Raw genomic sequence first — 15,652 nt, 5'->3', positions numbered from 1 at the left:
ATTCCGGCCGCGCGGCGGGGCTCGGCCGACCAGTATCCCTGATCGGCCGGGCGCCGCTCACGGTTGGCCCCGCTGCAGGGCCCCGCCACGAGCGTGCGAGTGGTGGGGGCAGCGGGTCCTTAATCGCGCTCCGGGCCGAGCGTCGTCTTCTGGATCTGCATGAGGAACTCGATGTTGTTGCGCGTCTTGCGCAGCTTGTCGAGCAGCAGCTCCAGCGCCTGCTGCGGTTCGAGCGCGGCGAGCACCCGGCGCAGCTTGATGACGATGGCCAGCTCGTCGGGCGACATGAGGATCTCCTCCTTGCGCGTGCCCGACGCGTTGACGTCGACGGCCGGGAAGACCCGCTTGTCCGCCAGCCGGCGGTCGAGCTTGATCTCCGCGTTACCGGTGCCCTTGAACTCCTCGAAGATGACCGTGTCCATCGTCGAGCCGGTCTCGACCAGCGCCGAGGCGATGATGGTCAGCGAGCCGCCGTTCTCGATGTTGCGGGCGGCGCCGAGGAAGCGCTTGGGCGGGTAGAGCGCCGTGGAGTCGACACCGCCGGAGAGGATGCGCCCGCTGGCCGGGGCCGCCAGGTTGTAGGCGCGGCCCAGGCGGGTGATCGAGTCCAGCAGCACGACGACGTCGTGGCCCATCTCGACCAGGCGCTTGGCCCGCTCGATGGACAGCTCCGCGACCGTGGTGTGGTCCGACGGCGGCCGGTCGAAGGTCGAGGCGATGACCTCGCCCTTCACCGAGCGCTGCATGTCGGTGACCTCCTCGGGCCGCTCGTCGACGAGGACGACCATGAGGTGGCACTCGGGGTTGTTCGTCGTGATCGCGTTGGCGATCGACTGCAGCACCATCGTCTTGCCGGCCTTGGGCGGCGACACGATGAGCGCGCGCTGGCCCTTGCCGATCGGCATGACCAGGTCGATGACCCGGGTGGTCAACTGGTGCGGCTCGGTCTCCAGCCGCAGCCGCTCCTGCGGGTAGAGCGGGGTCAGCTTGGTGAACTCCGGGCGCTGCCGGGCCTGCTCGGGATCCAGGCCGTTGACGGTGTCCAGCCGGACCAGCGCGTTGTACTTGTCCTTGCGCTCGCCCTCCCGGGGCTGGCGGACGGCGCCGGTGATGGCGTCACCGCGGCGCAGGCCGTAGCGGCGCACCTGCGACAGCGAGACGTAGACGTCGTTCGGGCCGGTCAGGTAGCCGGAGGTGCGGACGAACGCGTAGTTGTCCAGCACGTCGAGGATGCCGGCGACGGGCAGCAGGACGTCGTCCTCGCTGATGGTCGGCTCGTTCTGGTCGAAGCGCTCGCGGGTGTTGCCGCCGCGGCGGTTGCGGTCCCGGTAACGGCGGCCCCGGCGGCCGCGGCCGCCCTCGAAGTCGTCGTCGTCCTCGTCGTTGCGGCCGTCGTTTCGGTTGTCGTTGCGGTTGTCGTTGCCGCGGTCGTTGCGACTGTCGGCGCGGTTGTCCGGCCGGCCGCCGCGATCGCCGCGGTCGGGGCCGCGGTTGCCGTCGCGCTCGGTGCGGTTGCCCTCGCGCTCGGTGCGGCCACGCTCGGCCCGCTCGCCGCCGTCGCGGTCGGTGCGGCCACGCTCGGCCCGCTCACCGCCGTCACGGTCGGTGCGGCCACGCTCGGCGCGCTCTCCGCCGTCACGGTCGGTGCGGCCACGCTCGGCGCGGTCGCCGCCGTCGCGGTCGGTGCGGCCACGCTCGGCGCGGTCGCCGCCGCTGTCCCGGCTGCCGCGCTCGGCGCCGTCCCGTTCGCCGCGGTTGCGGTTGCGGCTGCGCTGCGGACGGTCGTCGTCGGCGCGCTCACCGTCGGTGCCGCCCTCGGTCCGCTCGCGGTCCGGGGCGGGAGTGTCGGCGGCCGGGGCCTCGGCGCGGGGCTCGGGGGTCGCGGCGGGGGCGTCGGCGGCGGGGGTGCTGTCCTCGGCGGACGGCGAGCCGGCGGGGCGGCTGGCCCCGCGGCGGCGACGGGGTGCCGCCGCGCTGCCGGCCTGGGCCGGCGCGCTCACGGGCCCGCCGTTCGCGCCACCGCTCACCGGGGCCTCGACCGGCTGCGCCGTGGCGGCGGCCGGGCGCGGCCCCTCGGCCTCGCGAGCCGCCGGGATGGCGGAGGTGCCATCGGCGGGCGGGGTCGAGCCCTCGCCCACCTGACGGGCGGAGATGGCGGCGACCAGGTCGCTCTTGCGCATGCGGCCGGTGCCGGAGATGCCGAGCTCGGCGGCCAGCCGCTGCAACTCGGGCAGCAGCATGCCGGAGAGCCCGCTGCCGCGGCGACGGGTGCGGCCCGTCGTCCCAGAAGCGGCAGGTGCCTCGTCGGTGCCGGCGCCCTGCGGCGCGGTGACGAGGTCGGTGGTCTCGCTCACGTACAGGTCCTTCCCTGCGGAGACCTGCGCCTACCAGCGCAGGGGGTGGTCCGGCCTCCTCCGCCCGATCTTTTGAGCGGACAGCGAGAGATGCGGGATCCAGTGGGTGCGGAGCGGTTCTGCGGCGACGGACATCGAATCGTCTGCAACGCCCCGCGCGAGGCTCGCCCGACTGGGCGGCTACGCCGTGAGCCTAGTTCCGGCTCACGGACTCGACAACACCGAGCGGTACCGGTGTGTTCCTCGTTATCGAGACGATACCTGCTGCGCAGCGCGCTCCACACGCGCACCGTGGAGATCCACACTCAGGGGTAGCACCGACCACCCCTCCGGAGTGAGATCGGCCACGTCGCGCAGCCCGACGGCGGCGGCCGGGTCGTCGGCGGGGTCGTCGGGGTGCCGGCGGGTGAGCACGAGCAGGCTCGGGCCGGCGCCGGAGACGACCGCGGCGTGCCCGGCAGCGCGCAGCCGGTCGAGCAGTTGCGCGGAGGCGGGCATGGCCGCCGCGCGCTGCCGCTGGTGCAGCCGGTCCTCGGTCGCCTCGAACAGCAGCGCCGGCGCGCGGACCAGCGCGTGCGTCAACAGCGCCGCCCGCCCGGCGTTGAAGGCGGCGTCGGCGTGCGGGACGGCGTCGGGCAGCAGGCCGCGGGCGACGTGCGTGGACAGCGTCGCGTCGGGGACGAGCACCACCGGTCGCACGTCGTCGTGCACGGGGAGGGTGTCGGCGCGGGCGACGCCGTCGGTCACCCAGGACAGCGTCGCGCCGCCGAGCAGGCAGGGGGCGACGTTGTCCGGGTGGCCCTCCAGGTCGGAGGTGAGCCGGAGCACCGCGTCGAGGTCGACGCCGTCGACCTCGGGGCACAGCGCCCAGGCGCCGAGGACGCCGGCGACCACGGCCGCCGCCGACGAGCCCATCCCCCGCCCCTGCGGGATGCCGTTCCCGGCGACGACGCGCAGGCCGGACGGCGTCCAGGCCAGCTCGTCGCACGCGGCCCGGAAGGCGCGCACCACCAGGTGCGACCCGTCGGTGGGCAGCTCACCCGCGCCCGCGCCGGAGACCTCGACCTCCAGGCCGGAGGCGAGGACGTCGAAGGCGACGACGTCGTGGCAGCTCAGCGCGATGCCGGCGCTGTCGAACGCCGGCCCCAGGTTGGCGCTGGTGGCGGGCACCCGGATCCGTGCTGCGGCCGCGTCCGGGGCCGGCCCCATGCACGCGGGGGGCAGGGGGTCCTCCTCCGAGCGGAGGGCGGGACGTGGCCCTCCCACTAGAGCCCCAGCTGGGCGGCGGCGGCCTCGGCGTCGACCGGCACGGTCACCGGGGCCGGCGCGCCGGAGATGGCCCACTCCGGGTCCTTGAGGCCGTTGCCGGTCACCGTGCAGACGACCCGCTGACCCGGCTCGAGCTCGCCCGCCTCCGCCACCTGCAGCAGCCCTGCGACCGAGGCGGCCGACGCCGGCTCGACGAAGACGGCCTCGGTGCGGGCGAGCAGCCGGTAGGCGGCGAGGATGGCGCGGTCGGTGACGGCGTCGATGCGCCCGCCGGACTCGTCGCGGGCGGCGAGCGCCTTGGTCCAGGACGCCGGGTTGCCGATGCGGATGGCCGTGGCGATGGTCTGCGGCTGCTCGACGACGTGCCCGGTCACGATCGGGGCGGCACCGGCGGCCTGGAAACCCCACATCCGCGGCGTCCGGCCGGCCGTGCCGTCGGCGGCGTACTCGCGGTAGCCCTGCCAGTACGCGGTGATGTTGCCGGCGTTCCCGACCGGCAGGCAGTGGACGTCCGGGGCGTCGCCGAGGACGTCGACGATCTCGAACGAGGCGGTCTTCTGCCCCTCGATGCGGTACTGGTTGACGCTGTTGACCAGGCTGACCGGGTAGTCGATCGACAGCTTGCTGGCCAGGGCGAGGCAGTCGTCGAAGTTGCCGTCGACCTGCAGCAGCTTGGCCCCGTGGACCAGCGCCTGGGCCAGCTTGCCCAGGGCGATCTTCCCCTGCGGGACCAGGACGGCGCAGACCAGCCCGGCGCGGGCGGCGTAGGCGGCGGCGCTGGCGCTGGTGTTGCCGGTGGAGGCGCAGATGACCGCCTGGGCGCCCTCTTCCTTGGCCTTGGTGATGGCCATGGTCATCCCGCGGTCCTTGAACGAGCCGGTCGGGTTGGCGCCCTCGACCTTGAGGTAGACCTCGCAGCCGGTGCGGCGGGAGAGCTCGACCGCCGGCACCAGCGGGGTCGCCCCCTCCTGCAGGGTCACCACGGGGGTGCTGTCGCTGACCGGCAGCCGCGACCGGTAGGCCTCGATAAGCCCCGGCCAGAGCGGTGAGACGGTGCCCCGCACGGGCAGCTGCGTCGTCATGACAGTCCCTCCACGCGCAGGATGCTGGTCACGGCCCGCACGGCGGGCATCTCGCGCAGCGCGGTGACCGTCGCCGAGAGCGCGGCGTCGGGGGCGCTGTGGGTGACGATGACCAGCGTCGCGGCGTCCCCGTGCCCGTCCTGGCGCACGGTGGCGATGCTGACCCCGTGCCGGGCGAACTCCTGCGCGACCGTCGCGAGCACGCCGGGCTTGTCGGCGACGTCCAGGCTGACGTGGTAGCGGGTGGGGGTCTCGGCGATGGGCCGGGCCGGCAGGCCCGCGTAGGTGGTGACGCCCGGGCCGGCCACGCCGGCGACCCGGTTGCGCGCCACGGCGACCAGGTCACCGAGGACGGCGCTGGCGGTCGCGTCGCCGCCGGCGCCCTGGCCGTAGAACATCAACTGCCCGGCGGCCTCGGCCTCGACGAAGACCGCGTTGAACGCCCCGCCGACCGAGGCCAGCGGGTGCGTCGTCGGGATCATCGCCGGGTGCACGCGGACGGCGACGGAGTCCCCGCCGTCTCCTGCGACCCGCTCGCAGATGGCCAGCAGCTTGACCGTGCAGCCGATCTCGGCGGCGCGGGCCACGTCGATCGAGGTGACCGCGGAGATGCCCTCGCGGTACACGTCGGCGGCTGAGACCGAGGTGTGGAAGGCCAGCGAGGCCAGGATAGCGGCCTTGGCGGCGGCGTCGAACCCGTCGACGTCGGCGGTCGGGTCGGCCTCGGCGTAGCCCAGCTCGGTCGCCTCGGCGAGGGCCTCGGTGAAGCCGTGCCCGGTCTCGGCCATCCGGGACAGGATGTAGTTCGTCGTGCCGTTGACGATGCCGACGACCCGCCGCAGCTGGTCACCGGCGAGCGACTCGCGCAGCGGGCGCAGCAGCGGGATCGCCCCGGCGACGGCCGCCTCGTAGTAGAGGTCGACGCCGGCCTTGGCCGCGGCTGCGTGCAGCTCTCCGCCGTCGTCGGCCAGCAGCGCCTTGTTGGCGCTGACCACCGACCTCCCGGCCTCGAAGGCGGCCAGCAGCAGCGAGCGCACCGGCTCGATGCCGCCGATCACCTCGACGACGAGGTCGACGTCGGGCCGGGTCACCAGTCCGTGCGCGTCGGTGGTGAGCAGGTGCGCGGGGACGTCGGGGTGCCGGTCGGGACGGCGGACCGCGACGCCGGCGACCTCGACCGGGCGGCCGATGCGCGCGGCGAGGTCGTCCGCCTGCTCGTCGAGCAGCCGCAGCACCGCGCTCCCGACGGTGCCGCAGCCCAGCAGCGCGACCCGCAGCGGCGCGCTCACGACTGTGCCTCCGCGCCGACTCGCGAGCTCGTCGACCGGACCCCGGCCGGGTGCTCGGGCGCGGGCTGGGACGGCGCGGTCGCGGGCGGGGGGACGTCGGCGAGGACGGCGTCAAGGGCGAACACGTCCGACAGTGTCTGACGCCGGACCACCTCGGTGGCGACGCCGTCCCGCACGGCCACCACCGGCGGCTTGAGCAGGTAGTTGTAGTTGCTCGCCATCGACCAGCAGTAGGCACCGGTCGCGGCGACCGCGAGCAGGTCGCCGGGCTGCACGTCGGCGGGCAGCCACAGGTCGCGGACCAGCACGTCGCCGCTCTCGCAGTGCTTGCCGACGACCCGGCACAGCGCGGGCGGGGCGTCGGAGGTCCGGTTGGCCAGCACGCAGGTGTAGGAGGCGTCGTAGAGCGCGGTGCGGATGTTGTCACTCATCCCACCGTCGACCGAGACGTAGTTGCGCACCTGCGGGGCGCCGTGCCCGCCGCTGCCGAGGCGCACCGGCTTGATGGTGCCGATCTCGTACAGCGTCACGGTGCCGGGGCCGGCGATGGCCCGCCCGGGCTCGACGGCCAGCCGGGGCACCGGCAGGTCCAGCGCCGCGCACTCGGCGGCCACGACGGCCCCCAGCCGCCGGGCGACGTCGTCGGGGCCGACCGGGTCGTCGTCGGGCAGGTAGGCGATGCCGAAGCCGCCGCCGAGGTTTAGCTCCCCCAGCACCTCGCCGGTGGCCTGCCGCACCTGCCCGAGCAGGCCGACCACCCGGTGCGCAGCCGCCTCGAACCCGGCGGTGTCGAAGATCTGCGAGCCGATGTGGCTGTGCAGGCCGGTCAGCCGCAGCGCCGGCTCCCGGATGACCCGGACCGCGGCGGTCAGCGCGTCGCCGGTGGCCAGCGAGAAGCCGAACTTCTGGTCCTCGTGGGCGGTGGCGATGAACTCGTGGGTGTGCGCCTCGATGCCGACCGTGGTCCGGACCAGCACCGGCACCGGCGCGCCGCCTGCGGCCACCCGGGCGGCAGCCATCGGCACCAGCCGGTCGATCTCGTCGAAGGAGTCGAGGACGACGTGGCCGATGCCGGAGTCGACGGCCAGCTGCAGCTCGACGAGGGACTTGTTGTTGCCGTGCAGCGCGATCCGGTCGGCCGGGAAGCCGGCGGCCAGGGCCAGGGCCAGCTCGTTGCCCGAGCAGGCATCCAGGTGCAGACCGTCGTCGGCGATCCAGCGGGCGACCTGCCCGCAGAGGAACGCCTTGGACGCGTAGTGCACGTCGGCGTCCGCGAAAGCGGCCGCGAAGTCGGCGGCCCGGCCGCGGAAGTCCGCCTCGTCGAGCACGAACAGCGGGGTACCGTGCGCCCGCGCCAGCTCGGTGACCGGTCGGCCGCCCAGGTGCAGCTCGCCGTCGACGCGCCGCGCCGAGCGCGGCCAGACCTGCGGGTCGAGGACGCCGAGGTCGGCCGGCGGAAGGCCGACCGACGGCGGCGGGGTCATGCCCCCGTGCAGCGGGCCGGCGGGGTGCGCTCTCACTGTCGCTCCCGGGTGTCGGGTCGGGGGTGGCCGGGTCGCGGCGATCCCGCGGAGTGCGTGCTCACATCCGCTCCGGGGCGCTGACGCCGAGCACGCCGAGGCCGTTGCGCAGCACCACGGCGGTCGCCGCGCACAGCCACAGCCGGGCGGTGGTCAGCGGGGTCGCCGACTCGTCGCCCCGCGGCAGCACGCGGCAGGAGTCGTAGAAGCGGTGGTAGGTGCCGGCCAGCTCCTCGAGGTAGCGGGCCACCCGGTGCGGGGCGCGCAGCTCGGCGGCCGAGGTGAGCACCCGCGGGAACTCGCCGATCGCGCGGAGCAGGTCGTTCTCCCGCTCGTGGGTCAGCTCGGCGACGTCGACGTCCCCCGGCTCGCCGAGCGCGACCCCGAGGTCGGCGGCGTTGCGCAGCACGGAGGAGATCCGGGCGTGCGCGTACTGCACGTAGAAGACCGGGTTGTCGTTGGTCTGCCGGCTCCACAGGTCGAGGTCGAGGTCGATCTGCTGGTCGACCGAGGCACGCGCCAGGGCGTAGCGGGCGGCGTCGGCCCCGACGGCCTCCATGAGGTCCTCGAGCAGGACGACGGTGCCGGCCCGCTTGCTCATCCGCACCGGCGCGCCGTCGCGGACCAGGTTGACCAGCTGGCCGAGCAGGATCTCCAGGTTCGCCTCGGGGTCGTCGCCGACCGCCGCGACGAGCGCCTTGTACCGGCCGACGTACCCGGCGTGGTCCGCGCCGAGCATGATCACGACCTTGTCGAAGCCGCGGGAGCGCTTGTCCAGGTAGTAGGCGCAGTCGGCGGCGAAGTAGGTCGGGTCGCCGTCGCTCTTGACCAGCGGGCGGTCCTTGTCGTCGCCGAAGTCGGTGGTCCGCAGCCAGGTGGCGCCGTCGGCCTCGTAGACGTGGCCGTTCTCCCGCAGCCGCGCGATCGCCTTCTCCAGGGCACCGGTCTCGTGCAGCGTGCGCTCGCTGAAGTAGACGTCGAACCGGACGCCGAACGCGGCGAGCGTCCGCTTGATCTCGGCGAACATCAGCTCGACGCCGCGCTCGCGGAAGCGCTCCTGCTGCTGCTCGTCGGGCAGCTCGAGCACGCCGGGCTCGGCGGCAACGACCTGGGCGGCGATCTCGTGGATGTAGTCGCCCGCGTAGCCGTCCTCGGGCACCGGCCGGCCGGCTGCCGCGGCCATCAGGCTGCGGGCGAACCGGTCGATCTGCGCGCCGGCGTCGTTGAAGTAGTACTCCCGCGTCACCGTGGCACCGCTGGCCTCCAGCAGCCGGCCGAGCGCGTCGCCGACCGCGGCCCACCGGGTGCCGCCGATGTGCACCGGCCCGGTCGGGTTGGCCGAGACGAACTCCAGGTTCAGCCGCTGCCCGGCCAGGGCGTCGGTGTGCCCGTAGGCGGGGCCCGCGGTGACCGCGTCGACCGCGATCCTCCCCAGCGCGCCCTGCGCCAGGGTGATGTTGAGGAAGCCGGGGCCCGCGACGTCGACGGAGGCGGTGCCCGGGTGCGCCCGCAGCTCCGCGGCGAGCAGCTCGGCCACCTCGCGCGGCGGCCGGCCGGCCGGCTTGGCCAGCCGCAGCGCCACGTTCGTGGCGTAGTCGCCGTGCTCGGGGTTCTTCGGCCGCTCGACCACGACCTCGGCGGGCACCTCGACGGACAGCGCGCCACGCTCGACGACCGCGCCCACGGCGGTGCGGACGACGGCCTGCAGCTGCTCGGGTGTCACCGCACGAGCGTACTGACCGGCCTCCTGCGTCCCGTGCGGGCTTCCTCACCTCAGGAACCCCGCGCGCCGAGGGGCCGTTCACCTTCCGGACCTAGACTCGGTCGCCGGACAGCCGCGCCGGAGTCGCCGCGCTGCCCGGCCGGACCCACGCGGGCACGCGGCCGGAGACCACTGTTCCCCACCGAGCACCCAGGAGAGGCCTTGGCCAAGGACCGCAAGCCCGAGCCCGGCCGCACGCGCGGCGGAGCCAGCAGGGCCGGCGCGGCAGGCGGGAAGGGCGGGCGCACGCGCCCGCCGGTGACCAACGTCGTCGCGCCGCAGCGGCCGTGGGGGCTGATCGCCGCCGCGGTCGCCGTCCTGGTGTTCGCCGCCGCCGTCCTGACGTACGCGGTGCTGCAGGTCAACGAGTCCGAGGCCAACCGGGTCGACGCCGTCGACGAGATCGAGGGCGTGCAGACCTTCGACTACGCCGCCGGCCAGGAGCACGTGACCACCCCGGTCACCTACGAGCAGTCCCCGCCGGTGGGCGGGCCGCACGACGGCGAGTGGGCCGACTGCACCGGCACCGTCTACGACGTGCAGATTCGGCTGGAGAACGCCGTCCACAGCATGGAGCACGGCGCCGTGTGGATCACCTACGACCCCGAGGTCGTCACCGGGGACCCGCTGCAGACGCTCACCGACGTGACCAGCGAGTCCGGCCGGATGCTCTCCCCCAACCCCGGGCAGGACTCCCCGGTCAGCCTGCAGTCCTGGAACCACCAGCTGAAGGTCGACTCGGCCGACGACCCGCGGATCGAGCAGTTCGCCGACTTCCTGACCTACAACCAGGAGTTCTTCCCCGAGCCGGGCGCCAGCTGCGAGAACCCGCAGTTCACCAGCGACCCGCTGGTCGTGGGCGACGGCAGCCGCGGCGCCGCGTCGATGACGACCGACGCCCCGACCTCGACCGGGGCCGAGACCGGCGCCCCGTGACCGCCGCGCGCAGCCCGCTCCGGGTCCTGCTGCTGGCGGTCGTCGCCGTCGGGCTGGTCCTGATCGGCGGGGGCGCCGCGGTGGCCCTGGGCATCGGCCGCGCGGACCCGGCGCCGGCCGCGGACTCGGTGGCGGCCGGCTTCGCCCGCGACATGTCCCGGCACCACCTGCAGGGCGTGGAGATGGCGAACCTGGTGCCGGAGCGCAGCACCGACCCGGAGGTCCGCCGGCTGGCGTTCGACATCGCCGAGACCCAGCAGAACCAGGTCGGGCGGATGCAGGGCTGGCTGGCGCTGTGGGGCCTGCCGCCGACCGGCGGGGACACGATGGCGTGGATGGCCTCGGACGGCGGTCACGGCGGGCACGACCCCTCGGCCGCGCACGGCGGCCTGATGCCGGGGATGGCCACCGAGTCCGAGCTGACGCGGCTGCGCTCCCTGTCGGGCACGGAGTTCGACGTCGAGTTCCTGCGGCTGATGATCCGGCACCACCAGGGCGGCTTCGAGATGGCGCGGTACGCCGCCGAGCACGCCGCCGTCCCCGCCGTCGCCGGCCTGGCCGGCACGATCGCCGAGACCCAGACGGCGGAGGTCACGACGATGGAGCGGATGCTCGCCGCGCGCGGGAGCACCCCGCTGCCCGCGCCCTGACGCACCGCTCTCAGGACGCCGCGGTGGGGCTGGTAGGTTCTACGACGCCCCACCGCAGAGCCCCCGTAGCTCAGGGGATAGAGCACCGCCCTCCGGAGGCGGGTGCGCAGGTTCGAATCCTGCCGGGGGCACCCAGCACCGAGAGGCCCCGCCGTCCCCGGCGGGGCCTCTCGCGTATCCGGGCTGGCGGCGACACCGATCCAGCCGTGATCATCGGCGGGTGGCTGCTCCCACCGGCGAGTCGGGCAGCCGAACGCCGATGATCGCGAGCACCGCGGGCCGTGGAGCTCAGCTCGTCAGCAGGCCACCCTCGACCGGCAGCGTCGTCCCCGTGACGTAACCGCCGGCGTCGCTGACCAGGAAGACCAGCGCCGCCGCCAGCTCCATCGGGTCGCCCTTGCGGCCGGCCAGCACCCGGGACAGCTGGCCCTCGATGTAGCCCTCCGGGTACATGTCGGTCATCTCCGACTCGAAGAAGCCGGGCGCCAGCGCATTGACCCGGATGCCCTTGCGGCCGGTCCACTGCTGCGCCAGGTCGCGGGTGAGCCCGATCAGCCCGGCCTTGCTCGCGGCGTAGGCGGCCTGGGGCAGCCCCGCGGTGGTCAGCCCGAGGATGCTGGAGATGTTCACGATCGAGCTGCCCGGCTGCATCACCCGCGCGCAGGCCTGCGCCATCCAGTAGCAGCCGTTGAGGTTCACGTCGATCACCGAGCGGAACTGCTCCGGGGTCTCCCGGGTGGCCGGCACGGCGGTTCCGACGCCGGCGTTGTTGACCAGGACGTCGACCTTCCCGAACTCGGCCATGGTGGCGTCCACGAGCCCCTGGCAGTCCTCGGGCCGGGCGACGTCGGTGCGCACCGTGATCGCCCGCCGGCCGGCCGCCTCGACCGCCGCCCGGGTCTCGCCCAGCCGGTCCTCGCGGCGGGCGCCGAGCGCGACGTCGGCGCCGGCCTGGGCCAGGGCGCGGGCGAAGACCGCGCCGAGGCCGGAGGACGCCCCCGTCACGATCGCCACCCGACCGTCGAGCCGGAACATGTCCAGGACCGAGCTGTCCGTCACGTGCGCTCCCGTCGTCGTCGGTGGGCCCTGAGCCTGTCGCCCCGGCGGCCGACCCGCCACCGCGGCCCCGACGGACGTGTGGGGTAGACCACAGCTGCGACGGGTAGGGGCCGGACCCGTTCCCGATCCCGTGCGGAGGACCCGTGGCCAACCTGGCACAGCACCTGCTCGACACGGCGGCGCAGCACGGCGACCGTCCGGCGCTCCGCATGGACGACGCCGTCCTGACGTACGACGGCTTCCGGGAGACCGCCGCCGGCGTGGCCGCGGGCCTGCGGTCGCGCGGGGTGCGGCCCGGCGACCGGGTGGGGATGGTCCTGCCGAACGTGCTGAGCTTCCCGGTGGTCTTCTACGGCGCGCTGATGGCCGGCGCCGCCGTCGTCCCGATGAACCCGCTGCTCAAGGCGCGCGAGGTCGAGTACTACCTGCGCGACTCCGGCGCCCGCCTGGTGGTGGCGCTGGACGCCATCGCTGACGCGGCCACCGAGGCCGCAGCGGCCGTGGGCGTCGACTCGGCGACCGTCGACCCGGTCGACGCCGGCGCGACGCTGGGCGGGTCCGGCAACGGGGACCTCGAGCCGCGGGACGACCAGGACGCGGCCGTCATCCTCTACACCTCGGGGACCACCGGCCCGCCCAAGGGCGCCGAGCTGACCCACGCCAACCTGAGCGGCAACGCCCGCACCACGCAGGAGACCCTGCTGGAGGGCACGCCGGACGACGTGATCATGGGGTGCCTGCCGCTGTTCCACGTCTTCGGGCTGACCTGCGCGCTCAACGCCGGCGTCCTGGCCGGGGCCTGCCTGACCCTGCTCCCCCGCTTCGACGGTGCGAAGGCGCTGTCGATCATCGCGCGCGACCGGGTGACCGTCTTCGAGGGCGTGCCGACGATGTTCTCGGCGATGCTGCACCAGGCCGACCGGGACCGCTACGACGTCTCCAGCCTGCGGCTGTGCGTCTCCGGCGGCTCGGCCATGCCGGTCGAGGTCATGCGGGGCTTCGAGGAGGCCTTCGGCTGCATCGTGCTGGAGGGCTACGGCCTCTCCGAGACCTCTCCGGTCGCCTCGTTCAACCACCCGCACGCCGAGCGCAAGCCGGGCACGATCGGCACCCCGATCCGCGGCGTGGAGATGCGGCTGGTGGACGACGAGGGCCGCGACGTCCGGCCCGGCGACGTCGGAGAGATCGCCATTCGCGGCGAGAACGTCATGAAGGGCTACTGGGGCAAGCCGGAGGAGACGGCCAAGGCCATCCCGGACGGCTGGTTCCGCACCGGTGACCTGGCCCGGCAGGACGAGGACGGCTACTTCGCCATCGTCGACCGCAAGAAGGAGATGATCATCCGCGGCGGCTACAACGTGTACCCGCGGGAGATCGAGGAGGCGCTCTACGAGCACCCCGCGGTCGCCGAGGCCGCCTGCATCGGCGTCCCGCACCCGGAGCTCGGCGAGGAGGTCGCCGCCGCGGTGGCCCTCAAGCCCGGGCAGCAGGCCGACCCCGACGAGCTGCGCGCCTGGGTCAGGGAGCGGGTGGCCGCCTACAAGTACCCGCGGCACGTCTGGCTGGTCGAGTCCCTGCCCAAGGGCCCGACGGGGAAGATCCTGCGCCGCGCCGTCGAGCTCCCCGCGGAGGTGCGGACGTGAGCGGGCCCGCGAGCTCACGGGCGGGCACGGCAGCCGCGGTCGGGCGACCGACGAGCGCCGGCGAGGAGGGCGCATGACCGAGCCGCCGCTGTGGCGACAGGCCTTCGACGCCGTCGAGCGCCGGGTGACGCCGCGGGCCGAGGAGCTGGTCCGCACCGAGGCCTTCACCGTCGGCGCCGCCTTGACCCGCCGGGCGGTCACCCTGGCCCGCAGCACGACACGAGGGGCCACGACCCGCTTCTGGCACCTGCTGGACCTGCCGGCCGGGACCGACGTCAGCCGGCTGCGCGCCCAGGTCGGCGCCCTCGACCGCGAGGTCCGCCGGCTCACCCTGCAGCTCGAGGCCGCGCAACGAGGGACGGAGCGCCGCCACACCCCCGAGGAGACCGATGCCGACAGTGCCCAGTCCCCAGACGGTCCTCGACCGCGTCCGGCGCGACGTCGAGCGCAACGCCCTGCGCGCCCGTAACGGTCTCCGGCTGGTCAGCGGCGTCGCCCGGCCCGACGTCGGGCGGACGCCCAAGGACGTCGTCTGGCAGCGCGGCCGGACCCAGTTGTGGCACTACCGCAACGACCCCGAGACCCACGGCGGCGTGACGTACTCCCCACCGCTGCTCGTCGTGTTCAGCCTGGTCAGCCGCAGCTACATCCTCGACCTGGCGCCCGGCAACAGCTTCGTCGAGCAGCTGCTGAAGGCCGGCTTCGACGTCTACCTGCTCGACTGGGGGGAGCCCGACGAGCGGGACGCGGCCAACACCCTCGAGGACTACGTCGACGACTACATCCCGGCCGGCGTCGAGCGGGTGCTGGAGGTCTCCGGGGCCGACGAGGTCACCCTGGTCGGCTACTGCTTCGGCGGCGACCTCGCCCTCCTCTACGCGGCCCACCACCCCGACGCGCCCGTCCGCAGCCTCACCGTGTTGGCCACGCCGGTGGACTTCCGGCACATGGGCCCGCTGGCCGACCTCTTCCGGGTCGGCGGCCTGGAGGTCTCCGACGTGCTGGACGCCGACGGCAACGTGCCGCCGCGGGTGGTCCTGCAGGGCTTCAAGACGCTGACCCCCACCGCGGAGGTGACCCGCTACGTGACGCTGTGGGAGCGCCTCTGGAACGACGAGTACGTCGCCGGCTACCAGGCCATGACCGGCTGGTCGGACGACCACGTGCCGTTCCCCGGCGCCGCCGCGGAGGAGACGGTGCGGATGCTCGTGCGGGACAACGGGATGGTCACCGACCGGCTGACGGTGGGCGGCGACCGCGTGCACCTCTCCGACATCCGGTGGCCGTTCCTGACCGTCCGGGCCGACCGCGACCACATCGTCCCGCCCGAGGCGAGTGCGCCCCTGATCGACCTGGTCGGCTCCTCCGACAAGCACGAGCTGCGGCTCCCGGCCGGGCACATGGGCCTGGTGGTGGGCCGGACGGCGGCCCGGACGACGGTGCCGACGATCATCGACTTCCTCCGGCGGCGCAGCGAGCCGCTGGCGGCCGAGGAGGTCACCCGGTGACCGCCGTGGTCCCGCTGACCGAGGCGCACTGCGAGGCCCTGGTGCGCTTCTTCGCCGACCTGCCCGAGGGCGACCGGACCTTCATCCGCGAGGACGTCACCGACCCCGACGTCGTGCGCGGCTGGGCGGCCGGCTCGCCCGGGGTGGACCGCTGGGTGGCGGTGGACGGCGGCGACCGGGTGCTCGGCTACGTCGCCGTCCTCCGGCTGCCCGGCTGGTCCGACCACGTGGGCGAGGTGCGGCTGGTGGTCGCGCCCGCCGGCCGTGGCGCCGGGCTGGGCCGGGAACTGGCCCGGCACGCCGTGGTGCAGGCCCTCGAGGCGGGCCTGACCAAGCTCGTCGTCGAGGTCGTCGCCGACCAGGGCCCGGCCCTGGCGCTGTTCACCGGTCTCGGGTTCACCGGGGAGGCGCTGCTCGCGGACCACATCCGCGACCGCGACGGGCAGCTGCGCGACCTCATGGTGCTGGCCCACCACGTCGGCGAGACCTGGGCCGGAATGGCCGCGGTCGGCCTCCCGGAGGCGCTCGACACGCCTTCCTGACACCCGGCACGCGATCGTCCCGCGACCGTCCCGTCGGG

The 15,652-nt window shown here is 74.5% G+C and carries 13 protein-coding genes and 1 tRNA gene; 7 read left to right on the top strand and 7 right to left on the bottom strand.

Annotation, left to right across the window (positions count from 1 at the left end):
* Nucleotides 1–119 precede the first annotated feature (119 nt).
* The 6 genes from rho to argS form a co-directional block, all read right to left on the bottom strand.
* Nucleotides 120–2,354 (bottom strand): transcription termination factor Rho, encoded by a 2,235-nt coding sequence (rho, locus tag BLW63_RS06435; protein ID WP_091152685.1) that lies wholly within the window; start codon nt 2,352–2,354, stop codon nt 120–122.
* A gap of 246 nt (nt 2,355–2,600) precedes the next feature.
* Nucleotides 2,601–3,524: a homoserine kinase gene (gene thrB / locus BLW63_RS06430; protein WP_244522403.1), complete on the bottom strand. Its 924-nt coding sequence runs from the start codon at nt 3,522–3,524 to the stop codon at nt 2,601–2,603.
* 95 nt (nt 3,525–3,619) lie between these two features.
* A complete protein-coding gene (gene thrC / locus BLW63_RS06425; protein WP_091152680.1) occupies nt 3,620–4,705 on the bottom strand; it encodes a threonine synthase in 1,086 nt (361 codons plus the stop codon).
* Nucleotides 4,702–5,994 (bottom strand): homoserine dehydrogenase, encoded by a 1,293-nt coding sequence (locus BLW63_RS06420; protein WP_091152678.1) that lies wholly within the window; start codon nt 5,992–5,994, stop codon nt 4,702–4,704. The genes thrC and BLW63_RS06420 overlap by 4 nt, the downstream gene beginning before the upstream one ends.
* Nucleotides 5,991–7,514, bottom strand: coding sequence for a diaminopimelate decarboxylase (gene lysA, locus BLW63_RS06415; protein WP_091152676.1), 1,524 nt, complete (start codon nt 7,512–7,514; stop codon nt 5,991–5,993). Before lysA ends, BLW63_RS06420 begins: the two co-directional genes overlap by 4 nt.
* A 61-nt stretch (nt 7,515–7,575) precedes the next feature.
* Nucleotides 7,576–9,237 carry an arginine--tRNA ligase gene (gene argS / locus BLW63_RS06410; RefSeq protein WP_091152674.1) on the bottom strand — a complete coding sequence of 554 codons (1,662 nt, stop codon included), beginning with the start codon at nt 9,235–9,237 and terminating at the stop codon, nt 7,576–7,578.
* A gap of 201 nt (nt 9,238–9,438) precedes the next feature.
* On the opposite strand from argS, the gene BLW63_RS06405 reads away from it, so the two are divergent.
* From BLW63_RS06405 to BLW63_RS06395, 3 genes are all read left to right on the top strand, one after another.
* The gene (locus tag BLW63_RS06405) at nt 9,439–10,212 is read left to right on the top strand and encodes a thioredoxin-like domain-containing protein (RefSeq protein ID WP_091152672.1); all 774 of its coding nucleotides are present in this window, start codon (nt 9,439–9,441) and stop codon (nt 10,210–10,212) included.
* The gene (locus BLW63_RS06400; RefSeq protein ID WP_091152670.1) at nt 10,209–10,862 is read left to right on the top strand and encodes a DUF305 domain-containing protein; all 654 of its coding nucleotides are present in this window, start codon (nt 10,209–10,211) and stop codon (nt 10,860–10,862) included. Before BLW63_RS06405 ends, BLW63_RS06400 begins: the two co-directional genes overlap by 4 nt.
* Nucleotides 10,863–10,921: 59 nt before the next feature.
* Nucleotides 10,922–10,993: transfer RNA gene (locus BLW63_RS06395), tRNA-Arg, on the top strand.
* Between the two features lie 157 nt (nt 10,994–11,150).
* Here BLW63_RS06395 and BLW63_RS06390 read toward each other — a convergent pair.
* Nucleotides 11,151–11,921, bottom strand: a complete 771-nt coding sequence (locus BLW63_RS06390; protein WP_211517032.1) for an SDR family NAD(P)-dependent oxidoreductase — start codon at nt 11,919–11,921, stop codon at nt 11,151–11,153.
* 143 nt (nt 11,922–12,064) lie between these two features.
* Here BLW63_RS06390 and BLW63_RS06385 point away from each other — a divergent pair, with 143 nt between their 5' ends.
* From BLW63_RS06385 to BLW63_RS06370, 4 genes are all read left to right on the top strand, one after another.
* Complete coding sequence (locus tag BLW63_RS06385) at nt 12,065–13,564, top strand: long-chain-fatty-acid--CoA ligase (RefSeq protein ID WP_091152667.1); 1,500 nt, start codon at nt 12,065–12,067, stop codon at nt 13,562–13,564.
* A gap of 73 nt (nt 13,565–13,637) precedes the next feature.
* Nucleotides 13,638–14,033, top strand: a complete 396-nt coding sequence (locus BLW63_RS06380) for a hypothetical protein (RefSeq protein WP_091152665.1) — start codon at nt 13,638–13,640, stop codon at nt 14,031–14,033.
* A complete protein-coding gene (locus tag BLW63_RS06375) occupies nt 13,954–15,072 on the top strand; it encodes an alpha/beta fold hydrolase (protein WP_091152663.1) in 1,119 nt (372 codons plus the stop codon). Before BLW63_RS06380 ends, BLW63_RS06375 begins: the two co-directional genes overlap by 80 nt.
* Entirely contained in the window at nt 15,069–15,614 is a 546-nt protein-coding gene (locus BLW63_RS06370) for a GNAT family N-acetyltransferase (protein ID WP_091152661.1), read from the top strand. The genes BLW63_RS06375 and BLW63_RS06370 overlap by 4 nt, the downstream gene beginning before the upstream one ends.
* Nucleotides 15,615–15,652 lie beyond the last annotated feature (38 nt).

This window comes from Geodermatophilus africanus (assembly GCF_900107105.1).
Lineage (GTDB): Bacteria > Actinomycetota > Actinomycetes > Mycobacteriales > Geodermatophilaceae > Geodermatophilus > Geodermatophilus africanus.
Note: the sequence above shows the minus strand (reverse complement) of the source record. Positions and strands in the feature narration are given on the sequence as shown.

Excerpts from the sequence above, each read along its gene's own strand:
- BLW63_RS06380 (WP_091152665.1), top strand. The coding sequence starts at position 13,638 with ATGACCGAGCCGCCGCTGTGGCGACAGGCCTTCGACGCCGTCGAGCGC.
- BLW63_RS06375 (WP_091152663.1), top strand. The coding sequence starts at position 13,954 with ATGCCGACAGTGCCCAGTCCCCAGACGGTCCTCGACCGCGTCCGGCGC.
- thrC (WP_091152680.1), bottom strand. The coding sequence starts at position 4,705 with ATGACGACGCAGCTGCCCGTGCGGGGCACCGTCTCACCGCTCTGGCCG.